Annotated in this window: 10 protein-coding genes; 2 read left to right on the plus strand and 8 right to left on the minus strand. The window is 54.5% G+C overall.

Features of this window, described 5'->3' with window-relative positions:
* The 4 genes from rmuC to ACWVCN_RS00310 form a co-directional block, all read right to left on the minus strand.
* A partial coding sequence (gene rmuC, locus ACWVCN_RS00295) for a DNA recombination protein RmuC (protein ID WP_455243501.1) occupies positions 1-1,310 on the minus strand: 1,310 nt, incomplete at its 3' end.
* A 178-nt stretch (positions 1,311-1,488) separates the two neighbouring features.
* Positions 1,489-4,113 (minus strand): PEP/pyruvate-binding domain-containing protein, encoded by a 2,625-nt coding sequence (locus ACWVCN_RS00300; RefSeq protein WP_455243502.1) that lies wholly within the window; start codon positions 4,111-4,113, stop codon positions 1,489-1,491.
* A gap of 27 nt (positions 4,114-4,140) precedes the next feature.
* Positions 4,141-5,478, minus strand: coding sequence for a glycerate kinase type-2 family protein (locus ACWVCN_RS00305; RefSeq protein WP_455243503.1), 1,338 nt, complete (start codon positions 5,476-5,478; stop codon positions 4,141-4,143).
* A gap of 248 nt (positions 5,479-5,726) precedes the next feature.
* On the minus strand, positions 5,727-6,794 hold the full coding sequence (locus ACWVCN_RS00310) for a lytic transglycosylase domain-containing protein (protein WP_455243504.1): 1,068 nt from the start codon (positions 6,792-6,794) through the stop codon (positions 5,727-5,729).
* Positions 6,795-6,914: 120 nt separating this feature from the next.
* Here ACWVCN_RS00310 and ACWVCN_RS00315 point away from each other — a divergent pair, with 120 nt between their 5' ends.
* Entirely contained in the window at positions 6,915-7,604 is a 690-nt protein-coding gene (locus ACWVCN_RS00315) for a uracil-DNA glycosylase (protein ID WP_455243505.1), read from the plus strand.
* A 168-nt stretch (positions 7,605-7,772) separates the two neighbouring features.
* Here the strand turns inward: ACWVCN_RS00315 and fsa are convergent, their stop codons facing one another.
* The gene (gene fsa / locus ACWVCN_RS00320) at positions 7,773-8,420 is read right to left on the minus strand and encodes a fructose-6-phosphate aldolase (RefSeq protein WP_455243506.1); all 648 of its coding nucleotides are present in this window, start codon (positions 8,418-8,420) and stop codon (positions 7,773-7,775) included.
* Between the two features lie 205 nt (positions 8,421-8,625).
* On the opposite strand from fsa, the gene ACWVCN_RS00325 reads away from it, so the two are divergent.
* The gene (locus tag ACWVCN_RS00325; protein ID WP_455243507.1) at positions 8,626-8,937 is read left to right on the plus strand and encodes a hypothetical protein; all 312 of its coding nucleotides are present in this window, start codon (positions 8,626-8,628) and stop codon (positions 8,935-8,937) included.
* Here the strand turns inward: ACWVCN_RS00325 and ACWVCN_RS00330 are convergent.
* The 3 genes from ACWVCN_RS00330 to dapA all read right to left on the minus strand — a co-directional run.
* The gene (locus ACWVCN_RS00330; RefSeq protein ID WP_455243508.1) at positions 8,934-9,185 is read right to left on the minus strand and encodes a hypothetical protein; all 252 of its coding nucleotides are present in this window, start codon (positions 9,183-9,185) and stop codon (positions 8,934-8,936) included. The two genes, ACWVCN_RS00325 and ACWVCN_RS00330, sit on opposite strands and share 4 nt — an antisense overlap.
* 675 nt (positions 9,186-9,860) lie before the next feature.
* Complete coding sequence (gene dapB / locus ACWVCN_RS00335) at positions 9,861-10,664, minus strand: 4-hydroxy-tetrahydrodipicolinate reductase (RefSeq protein WP_455243509.1); 804 nt, start codon at positions 10,662-10,664, stop codon at positions 9,861-9,863.
* Positions 10,665-10,757: 93 nt separating this feature from the next.
* Positions 10,758-11,526: 4-hydroxy-tetrahydrodipicolinate synthase (dapA, locus tag ACWVCN_RS00340; protein ID WP_455243510.1), on the minus strand; the 769-nt coding region annotated here is incomplete at its 5' end.

Below are 11,526 nucleotides of genomic sequence, written 5' to 3' on the forward strand. Positions count from 1 at the left end.
ACCATTTCCTTCAACCGCCCCGCGGTCCGTAATATTCTTGTCTCCAACGAACCGACCGCCTTGTTGTAGGCCAATACGCTCTTGGCCAAAGCCTGCCCCACGTCGTTGACGTGTTCGGCCAACACCGCCATACGCTCGTACAGGTCCTTTCCCAATCGTCCGGCCTCTTCGGCATGCACGGTCAACCGTTCCTGGCGCCACCCATAGGCCACGGCACGCAGCAATGCCATGAGTGTCGTCGGAGTGGCCAACACGACTCCCTGGGCGAACCCGTCTTCAATCAGGCGTGGATCCTGTTCCAGCGCAGCCCCAAGAAACTGCTCTCCCGGCAGGAACAACACGACAAATTCCGGTGCCTGCTCAAATTGGTTCCAGTACGCCTTCAAACTCAGTTCGTCCATGCGGGAACGCACTTGAGCCGCATGACGGCGCAATCCCTCAATCCGCCGTTCCTCGTTGGAGGCTTCATGTGCCTCCAGATACCCCGCGAGGACAGTCTTAGCATCAACGATGATTTGACGCCCTCCAGGCAACTGCACAATCATATCCGGCCGCAAACGTGAATCCTCGACCGGCACGGACCCCTGCTCGATGAAATCACAGTGAGCGACCATTCCCGCCAACTCGGCCACGCGCTTGAGCGTGATTTCTCCCCATCTCCCTCGGACCGCCGGAGCACGGAGCGCGTTGACCAGGTTTCCCGTTTCTTCCCGCAACCGTTGCTGCGTTTCAGCGAGCGACTTGAGATGTTGATCAAGTCCCCCGTACGCAGCCTGGCGAGATTGTTCGAGGTGGCGGAGCTGCTCGTCGTACCGCTGCAACGATTCCGTCAGCGGCTTGACCATTTCATCGATGGCTTGCTGCCGTTGAGCCAGATCGCCTTTGGCTTCTGTATGGAGTGTCTGGAAGGCACTTTTCGCTAGATTGAGGAAGGCTTCGTTGTTCTGCTTCAAGGCTTCACCGGACAACGCCTGGAACGCTTCGGCCAACTCTCGGCGCGCCTGCGATAGCAGCACCTTTTGCTCTTCGACATTCTTTGCGGTTTCTGCAGCTTGTGTCTCGGCCACGGCCCGTGCTCGAGACACGTCGGCAAGTTCCTGCCTAACATGGTCCAGCTCTTGCTGGAGGCTGCCGCATTGACGACGCAACTCTTCCGCCAGCGTCTCAGCGCGCTGAGCCCGTTCCGCGGCATTGAACAACTGGGCGTGAAATTGCGCGCGGAGCCTCGTGGAATACCAGAAACCGGCAGCGAACGCACCGAGAGCGAGACCGGTCAGAATACCAAGGCCAAGTGCCGTACCTTCAATCATGAACAGTAACCACACCCCTACGCTTGGCGAGTTCACGCCAACTGAGGAAGAAGGAATCGAGAAAGAAATGAAAAAAAAGCGAAAAGAAGATTACGGAATCTTCTTGGAAACGTCAACCCACGCTGTTGTCTAGATCCATTCGGCCCTATCCGTCTATTTCTTTTATCGATTGATGCGCTTACACATTCCCCGAGGGGACGGAAACATGCCGCTTGACCAAACCCTTGTTGGCATCCAACTCAATTTGCTCTCCTTCAGCAACCGTCATTGTAACTCCGCTGACGTTTGTCACAGCCGGCAAGCCGTATTCCCTGCAGACAATGGCACCATGTGACAATGTACCGCCCATCTCCACAATCAAGCCGGCCGCTATGCCGAACAGCGGCGCCATACCGGGATCAATGACCGACGCCAGAATTATGTCTCCTTTTTTCACTTTGCTCCAATCGGCCGACGATCGAATTAAGCGCGCCGGCCCCCTTACTAAACCGGGGCTGATGGGAATGCCCTGCAACGGCTGCCCAAAATCCCCACTAAGGCTGGAGTCGCGGTTTAATGCTTCACCCCCATCCCGAATGGTATCGGGAACACGCTTCTGACCCCAATGATTCCACTGGGCCCGGCGCGCTTCGATGAGAGACCTCCAGTCTCGCTGCATCTCAGACGTCAACGCTTCTCGCTCTTGCATCGTCAGAAAGAATATGTCTTCCCTCGTTGCGAAAATACCTCTCTCAACCAATCGATCCCCGAGCGCCAGGAGAAGGTTTCGTACCGCAGCGGAATAGAACATAAGATGGTGGCGATTGGCCTCCCGCAAAGCAAAAAATCGTGAGAGCCTCCTATGCCACCATCGGAATGTCAGCCAACGATCGATTCGCCAGCCGAGCCTGGCCTTAATGGTTGAAAGAGCCTTCTCCCGGCTGACCCGCTGTCGCTCGACAATATCGGCAGGTGTTGATGCTGGGCCATGCAGTTGCGCGGAAATGATGGCCAACAACTTGTCTGGCTCGTCGGAAAAGCGGGGAGACATGATATCTGATTCGCCTAACGCACGATGTCCATAGTCTTCCAAATACCGATCGAACGATCCCAGAAAAGCTGTACCTTGTAATAGGCGCCTATACGATCCGGGGTCGGCGACGGCACACTCCAATTGCTTGACTACCCTCGCATCCGCCCTAGCAACTTCCACCAGTTCGGCCAAGCGCACGATCTGTTGAGCGCTGATCACATTACCCTGTCCCTGCAGGGCCGCATTGAGCAGAGTCCGCCAATCTTCCCCCAGCCAGTTCGGCAGCAGCAAGCTGAACATTTGCAAACACTGTCCGACACCTCCGGCAATCCCGAAGGTGACTTCCCGCTGATCGAGCCAGCTCCCAAGCCCGCTGAGGCAAACTCCCAGTTTCTCAAAAGGCATGTCGGCGACATTCGCTCGGCTGTAGGTCGCTGCCATTTGTTTCATCTCGCGGAAGAATCGAGGTCCCAGGCGTTCCACCCGCTTCATTTCTTTCCACATCAGCCATCCGGCCCGCATATAGGCCATCGAGCCCAACGGCGTCACTTCCGGAGGATCCTCCAGTTGTTCGCCTCCCATCTGCTCAACGTTCAACGAAGGCTCCCCTCGAAGTTGGCCGATGAGACTGTGGAAGAGCGTGACGTTCAAGTAGGGCCGCCCGTGGAGTATCCGAACGGATGAGATGCCCGGTGGAATCCTGCAGCCCAAACGCCGATAGTGCGAAATGATATAGGTATCCATGAAGCGTTCGAGAAACGAAAGTCCCATCGGGCTTGGAACTTCCGGCATCGTTTCCTTGAAATTCGTTCTCGACCATTCGCACTCGTCGTCGGTGAAGTTGGAAGAGCGACGCACTGCCGTGATCGGACGGGCCTGCAAGACCCACAAACAGTCCTGATCGATTACCCATTCCACATCGACCGGAGCGTGAAAGACGCCCTCAATCCGCTTAGCCAAACGAGCGACCTCGTAGAGTTGCATGTCCGTCAGTGAGGCTCCCGTCTCTTGGTTCCACTCCAGTGGTATAGCCAGGAGTCCTTCCGATCCCATAACAAGCTGCCGGGCTTGTTGTCCGATTACAAGCCGACGCACTCGGTAGGGCTCGGTATTCTTTCTTATGTGAACCACAAATTGATCAGGCGTCACCAATCCGTCGACAAGAAGAGCGCCCAAACCTCTCACGGCATTGATCGCAACTTGATTGTTGCGCCGCGTCACAGGATCGATTGAGTAGGCCACTCCAGCAAACAGGGCCTCGCGCATCGGTTGAAGGACGACGGCCATCGCCGGAGGGTCATTGACAGTCCCGAGCCTTACGGCATAGTCCATCACACGTTCTTCCCAGACCGACGCCCAAAGTCGTTTTATGGCCCGGCCGATGTCGATCGGACAAACCGCAAGTTCCGTCCGGTACAAGCCCGCACAACTAGCTCCAGCTGCATCTTCGTTCGTCGCGGACGATCGGACGGCCCAACGCAACTCTGGCGACCCGGCGATCCGATGCAGCTCAACGAGGCAGGCTTCGACCAACTGCGAGACATCGGCTTCCAAAATTTCTCTTCGGCATTCAGCGAGGAGCAGTTTTCGCTCTCCTCCAGCACACTGCACGGATTGTCTCCATCGTTCTGTGCGGGAAAATCCGACCCTGTCCAACACCTGATGATAGGCTGCTGTCGTTACACAACAGCCGGGTGGGACCGCTAATCCTGCAGTCTGAAGACGGGCCAAACCGTGCGCCTTGCCTCCGACAAGGGAAAGATCACTGCAGCGGTCAAGCGAAACAATCAAGGGACTCTTCATGAAAGGGAATAGTAGCTAGAGGACGAAGAGGAGGTAAAGATCGTTCACATTAGTGCCCGTCGGACCGGTAATAATATGGCTGCCCAGTCGTTTCAAGGCAGGATAGGTATCGTTGCAATTGAGGGATCCATCAAGGTCTATCCCTAAGCGCTCTGCCTGAGCTTGCGTCTGTCCTCCGACAAGAGCTCCTGCGACATCCGTCGGACCATCTGTCCCGTCTGTCCCGACTGCGGCGACCCATACATTGGGGAGCCCGCCAATCACCTTGGCTGCTGCCACAGCAAATTCTTGTGCGCGTCCTCCCTTACCTCCGCCCTTCACCGTCACCGTCGTTTCCCCCCCTGCCATCAAGCAGCAGGGCTTGGCGACGGGTCGTTTCTTATCGATGATTTTCCGGGCAAGCGCCCCGAAGTCCTTACCGACGATCCGTGCTTCCCCTGTCATCGTCATTGAAAGGAGAATAGTTCTCAGCCCTGCCTGGCGTGCGACTCGCATAAGCGAGTCGAGGGCGAGCCGGCTGTTTCCAATAATCTCGTTATGTACTCGACGAAAAACCGGCGACCGGGCCTTGGGAGTTTCGGGGAGTCGCCCCCGCCTGCCTCGCTCCAAATGGTCGCGAACCGCCCTCGGAACTTTTGACCAAATCTTATAGCGCTTCAAACATGCTACCGCTCCATTATAGGTCGTGGGATCCGGCGCCGTCGGGCCCGAAGCAATAGCACTCAAGTCATCGCCGAGGACATCCGACAGAATCAACGTCACAACCGTAGCTTTAGTCGCCTCTGCAAGACGGCCTCCTTTCAAACTCGAGAGGTGTTTACGAACAGAATTGATTTCAGCAATTTCGGCTCCGCTGCGAAGCAGTTGTTTGGTCACTTGCTGCTTGTCTGCCAGACTGATCCCAGGGACCGGAGCCGGCATCAGACTTGAGGCTCCTCCAGAAAGCAGGACGATCAAAAGATCGCGCTCGGAGAGTGACGCTGCGAGCGACCTGAGTCGTTTAGCTGCTATCACACCTGCTTTGTCAGGGATAGGATGGCTGGCCTCCTCGACAACGATTTGCTTGGTTGGCACTCCATGTCCATATTTCACAATGACCATTCCGCTGTGCAGGCGTGAACCGAGAACCCCCTCGATGGCTCGCGCCATGGGAGCCGTTGCTTTTCCTGCCCCCACCACCGCAATCCGATTGTAATGGCGCAAATCATACCTGCGCGAACCTACCGTTAGGATATGGCCCCGTTTCCTCACGGCACGACGTAATGCCGGTTCGCTCTTGACCGACTCCAGGGCCTGCTTGAGCATCCTGCCCAGCAAGGGTCTGATCGGAGAGGGAGGCAACTGAATAGTCATTGAAGAAAAACGCCCTTAGCGGTTACTCGCAATGGCACTTGAAATCACGGCACATACATCGAGAGGTTACACGATACCATACAGGGGCATGATGAAGGCTCAAAAAATCCCACGACCCTTCTCGGCAGGTACGATAAGTCGTTCTACACGCACGTCAGTTGTGTCCCGAGATGTCGATTCCCTTGGCTTCGCACAGTGAGCCATTCGACGAGGGTCGGAGCGAAGGTGAAGACGTTTCCTTGGTACCGTTAGGGAGCCTTGTCCTGTTTGAAGCAGCGCGTCGGGCAGGTTTGACGGGGGACTCTGATCTGGTACCTCCCGCGGGGGAGGAAGTCCTTCTTGAACTCGGGATTGAGCATCTTGAGTTCCAGGAAGTAGGTTCCAAACTCTTCGGCAATGAGTGTCAGATCCCTCCTCGATTCCTTTACCGTAACTGTCACGGTCTCCGTTTCCAGAGGGATGTAGAGATCCCTCCTGCTCAGTCCCAGATACTTCTCCGGCTGCGAGTAGATTTCTTTCGCCGCTATGATCCTTGGCACATACCTCATTGTTTCGCGCGGACCGTGCATCTTCCAATAATCGTTGATCTTCTGCGACTTGAGCAATTTTCTTATTCGCTCTTCCCCGGCGTTGTAGGATGCCATGGCGAGAAACCAGTCATTCTGCTGATACTCGTTCAGGTACTTCAAATACTTGACCGCTGCTTCGGTCGACATCTCAAGATTGCGTCGCTCATCGCGAATCGCATCACTCTTGAGGCGATATCGCCGCCCCGTTGAGGGGATGAATTGCCAGGGGCCCGAAGCCTTCGCTTTCGAATAGGCCGCTGAGATGCACTTACTCTCTACAAGCAGCATATATTTGAGATCGTCCGGTAAGCCTGCTTCTGCCAATTGCCGTTCTGCCGGAGGGAAACACCGACCGGTTCGTTTTGCAAGGATGATACTTTCGCCCTGATCCTCGAGGAATTGATAGAATTCATATTCGATACGTTCCCGTACCTGCCAATTGTCGAGAGGAACCGTTTGTCCGGCAAATGTCAGTTTGTCCGGCAGCTTGAACGAACTGAGGAAGAACCGTTCGCCTTCACGTTTGATTTCAGGGAGCACGACCAGGCGGTCTTCAGGTTCGTTCGGATTTTCCAGTGCATCCGGGATGATCAGATCACGGTCTGTTTCACCGTTGGACCCCGTTTGAGGGGGAGATTCCTTCGTCGAATTGTGATCTATTCCTAGCTCGGCATTCGTCGAGATCGGGAAGACGAAGGCTGCGATGATCGTGACGACCAGCAAGAGATGGAGCAATATGCTCCTCATGGCAACCTCACGTTCGAGCGGGAAACAAAGGACAGAGATAAATTCTTGGTCATGCTAGCAGCAAGGGATGGATGCGGCAAGCAGGATCGCTTTTCGCAATCGTGCTAGACTACATCATCGATGCGCTCCCTTGCGGTCCTCAATCGTCACATCATCGGCTGCGCGGTTTGTCCACGCTTGGTCACATACCGCAGAACGATTGCAGTAGACAAGCGGCGACAATATCGCGACTGGACCTACTGGGGGCGCCCGGTTCCTGGATTCGGCGATCCTCATGCTCGTCTTTATGTGCTTGGCCTGGCCCCTGCCGCCCACGGCGGGAATCGAACAGGCCGGGTCTTCACAGGAGACCGCAGCGGGGATTGGCTCTATGAAGCACTGCATCGATATGGATTTGCCAACCAACCTTCCTCACAACATCGAAGTGACGGTCTGACTCTCTCGGATTGTTACGTTGGAGCGACGGTTCGTTGCGCCCCTCCCGGGAACAAACCGACCCCTAAGGAATTTGAGGCATGTCGTTCCTACCTCAAAGAAGAACTGCGTTTGCTGCGGAAGATGCTGGTGATTGTTGTCCTCGGCAAGATCGCCTTCGACCACTATTTTAAGGCATGCCGGGAAATGGGATATCCGGTTCCTTCCCCATTACCAGCCTTCGGACATGGATCACGATACCGGTTGCCATGGAACATAACTCTCGTCTGCTCCTACCACCCGAGCCAGCAAAATACCTTCACAGGCAAACTCACGAGAGAGATGTTCCATTCTGTTTTCCGGACAGCGCGAAAGGAGATTGAGAAACGCCGATGAATCCGTGCTCTCCCTTTCCTGAACTCATATTCGGATCTTCGCTGGTTCGAACGCGCGCGTTGAACGAGGGTTAGGCCTATACTCCCCCCTTTCACGGCACCAAGACGCGCTGTTGTCTTACATGATGCACCTTGGGAACGAATACCCGGACAACCGCGGGCCAATTCCCTATTTTTTGTTTTGCGATTCCCAGTCAGCTAAAAACTTCTTGAGTCCCATATCGGTGAGCGGATGCTTGACCAGTTGTTGGAAGACCGCGAACGGAATGGTACAAATATGCCCACCCGCGAGGGCTGCTTCGACGACATGTTGAGGATGACGGACACTGGCGACCAGGACGTAGGTTTTGAAATCGTAGTTGTTATAAATGGTAACAATTTGACGGATGAGCTCCATCCCGTCGGAGCTGATATCGTCAAGCCGACCGATGAACGGCGACACGCACCAGGCACCTGCCTTTGCGGCAAGCAAAGCCTGCGATGGAGAAAAACAGAGAGTCACATTCACTTTAATACCTTCTGCCGCTAGTCGCTTCGTGGCCTTGAGCCCCTCCGCAATCAACGGTACTTTAACAACAATGTTTTTATGGATCTTGGCAAGCTCCCGTCCCTCTTTCACCATCGCATCGGCTTCAAGGCTCACGACTTCCGCGCTGACCGGCCCATCGACGATATTGCAGATCTCAACCAGGACTTCGCGAAACACCCGTCCTTCTTTAGCAACCAGCGACGGGTTGGTTGTCACTCCGTCCAACAACCCCAGACTGGCTGCTTCTTGAATTTCTTTGACGCTCGCTGTGTCCAGATAGAACTTCATGGGATTATCCTTTCCTTCATGCTATTCTGATGACGGTGAGCAAGAGTCGTCGTACTTCAATATTCTAGGGAGAAGTCGACTCTCATGCAACAGACTAGGCTGTTTGACAGTTCTCAAGATCGACCGCTAGAATTGACTAGCCATCCAGTCACTTCTTCAACACATTGATGACTCAGCATAACTTTGATTAGCAGGGGGAGTATCTATGCGACGACTGATTGGAACCATGTCTTTCTTCCTCTTGTTAACCGCTTGCGGAGGAAGCAACCCCTATTTGGAGCAGTCGCTGAAGCCGGCTGAGTTGCAAGGAAAAGACAAGGCCTGGTTCGAAAAGAATTGGGGCACGCCAAGCGGTAAAGCTCCCCGGTTCTTCGGCGGTGAAACCTGGACCTACTACCGCATAGCCGGAGGCACGTCAGGCCCTCCCCTCTTCAACTTCACACCGAATCAGTGCGAGATCACACTGAAATTCGATAAAGAAGATAAGCTAACCGACTACGACTACTCGGGCTGTTAATCTGTCATCTGCTTCTGGAAGACTGCGGCACAATTTCTGCTGCAGAAACAATAGGTTTGCCCACCGATCACTTCTGTTACCGCTGACCCACGCGGGATGAATACATGGCAGACAGGATCTTGAACCATCTGATCTTTACTTGGCGGGATCTGGTCCATCCCCCTCTTTCCTTTTAACTCCCGGATGGCACTCCGTAGGAGGAAGTACAGTACCGCGAGCAGGATGATCACAAAGATAATTCTATACATAGTAGGGTGACCAGCTTAGAACCACAATCCTATGTGAGAGGTGTTGCTCTGTCAAGAATTGAGATGGCATTTTTATTTTAAAATCCAACATGTTTGTTCAATTGTTCATAGTTCGAACGGCCTAGATTTATTCCCCTGCGCCCAGGCCCTAATACCCTAACAGGCCCAGTACTTCTGATGGATATGCACGCATTTCAGAGAATGCTAGAGTCCGATCCCATGAAGACATGCGATAAATGCCGCGGAACAATGTTACCGGAACGGGCAGTGGATTTGGATGCCGGGCTTGCCATCACAGTGTTTGCTTGCTTGAACTGTGGTCGTCGGAAAGCTGCGGATCAGGAACCTCGTCCTCTCACGGCCAGACATTGACGCGATGACAGAACTCATACCGCTTACGTACGATGATCGTAAGGCTGCGGGAGTGGCCTTTATTTAGACGGTAAGCCACAGACCCCGAAGAATGGGCTTTGCCCGATATTAGTAGCATGTGAAGGTCTAGTACGTGATCGACCTGGCGCGGTCATTCCAAGATCGCGAAACTAGTGACCCGTCCCTGCCTGCTCCGTGAAACCCTCCACACTTGCCATTTTTAGGTTTTAGTTCACGGCTCTGTGAACCGAAAACTCCGAAAGGGGAACGACAGCGGATTCGGAATGGAACTCCCTGGCTCGTTCACTTGAGATTCAATACATCCATCATGTCGTACAGCCCGGGTGGCTGCCTGACGACCCATTCTGCCGCTCTCAGGGCTCCCCGAGCAAAAGTGTCACGGCTACTGGCACGATGGATCACTTCGATCCGCTCGCCCAAACCTCCGAAGAGAATCGTGTGGTCGCCAACGATGTCGCCGGCTCGAATCGTTTGGATGCCAATCTCCTGTTTCTTCCTCGCCGCGATCAAACCTTTTCTCGCATAAACCCCGACCTGATTGAGGTCGCGGTTCACGGCTCGGGCCAGCACCTCGGCAATCTTGAGGGCTGTGCCGCTTGGCGCATCCTTCTTCAGTCTGTGGTGGGCTTCGATGACTTCGATGTCGTAATCGTCGCCCAGAATCTTGGCCATCTCGCCGATGACTTTATAGATCAAATTCACACCGATGCTCATGTTTGGAGAACATACACAGGGAACCTCACGGGTACGTGATTTCACTTCCTCGTGTTCCGATGTGGAGAGTCCTGTCGTTCCGATCACCATCGCGCGACGCTGCTTCGCAGCGATGCGCAAATGATTGAGCGTGGCCTCGGGTGCAGAAAAATCGATGACGACTTCCCCCTGTTCCAAAACCGATGAGAGGTCAGCAGTGATCGGGACCCCGATTTTCCCACAGCCGGCCGTTTCGCCGGCATCTTGCCCTAATGCCTGGTGGCCCTTCCCTTCAACAGCTCCGACCAATGCCAGGTCTGCGGAATCCTTGATGAGAGCGACCAAGCGATTGCCCATACGGCCTGCAGCCCCGACCACGACGACTTTGATCATGAGAAACTCCGTGAAGCGAAAGGAGAGCTGCCTGCTACTCAGCACCCGAATGGGCAATAACCGCTATTCTGTTTCTCTCGTACATGCTTGCCCCTAGATAAGGCCCATGTCTTTCATAATACGAACCAACTTCTCTCGATTGTCTTTGCCCATTGCGCAAAGGGGGAGCCGAAGCTCCGGATCAATCTTTCCCATCATCCCCAGCGCCTCCTTGACAGGGATAGGATTGGTTTCAAGGAACAAGGCGTTGAAGAGGGGGGACAGTTTGAAATGTATCTGCCTTGATTCCAGGATCCGTCCATTCAAGAAGGTGTCTACTAATTGCGCCATGTCTTTCGGCATGACGTTCGCCGTCACCGTGATGACGCCTTTAGCTCCTACCGCCATCATCGGGAGGGTCAGAGCATCGTCACCGGAAAGTACAGTGAGGCGTTCGCCGCAAGTTTGTGCAATCTCCGACGCCTGTTGTACTGATCCGCTCCCCTCCTTAATACCGACGATGTTTTTCATCGCAGAGAGACGCGCGACGGTGGTAGGCAGCATGTTGACCCCGGTACGGCCAGGGATATTATAGAGTATTTGCGGAATATCGACGGCTTCCGCTACCGCCTTGTAGTGGCGATAGAGGCCTTCCTGCGTGGGCTTATTGTAATAGGGTGTAATCAAAAGCGCCCCGTCAGCTCCATCCTCTTTCGCATGACGGGTCAACGAGATGGCTTCTTCCGTGCTATTGGAACCGGTTCCCGCAATGACAGGAACCCGCCTGCGTACAACTTCGACGGCTAACTTGACAACGCGGTGATGTTCGTCGTGCGTCAGCGTAGCCGATTCACCGGTGGTTCCGCAGGGCACAATACCGTTC

The organism is Petrachloros mirabilis (genome assembly GCF_975968855.1).

What these genes read in the sequence shown, in the direction of transcription:
- fsa (WP_455243506.1), bottom strand. Translation starts at nt 8,420, where the DNA reads ATGAAGTTCTATCTGGACACAGCGAGCGTCAAAGAAATTCAAGAAGCA.
- ACWVCN_RS00325 (WP_455243507.1), top strand. Translation starts at nt 8,626, where the DNA reads ATGCGACGACTGATTGGAACCATGTCTTTCTTCCTCTTGTTAACCGCT.
- dapB (WP_455243509.1), bottom strand. Translation starts at nt 10,664, where the DNA reads ATGATCAAAGTCGTCGTGGTCGGGGCTGCAGGCCGTATGGGCAATCGC.
- ACWVCN_RS00310 (WP_455243504.1), bottom strand. Translation starts at nt 6,794, where the DNA reads ATGAGGAGCATATTGCTCCATCTCTTGCTGGTCGTCACGATCATCGCA.
- ACWVCN_RS00305 (WP_455243503.1), bottom strand. Translation starts at nt 5,478, where the DNA reads ATGACTATTCAGTTGCCTCCCTCTCCGATCAGACCCTTGCTGGGCAGG.
- ACWVCN_RS00330 (WP_455243508.1), bottom strand. Translation starts at nt 9,185, where the DNA reads ATGTATAGAATTATCTTTGTGATCATCCTGCTCGCGGTACTGTACTTC.
- ACWVCN_RS00315 (WP_455243505.1), top strand. Translation starts at nt 6,915, where the DNA reads ATGCGCTCCCTTGCGGTCCTCAATCGTCACATCATCGGCTGCGCGGTT.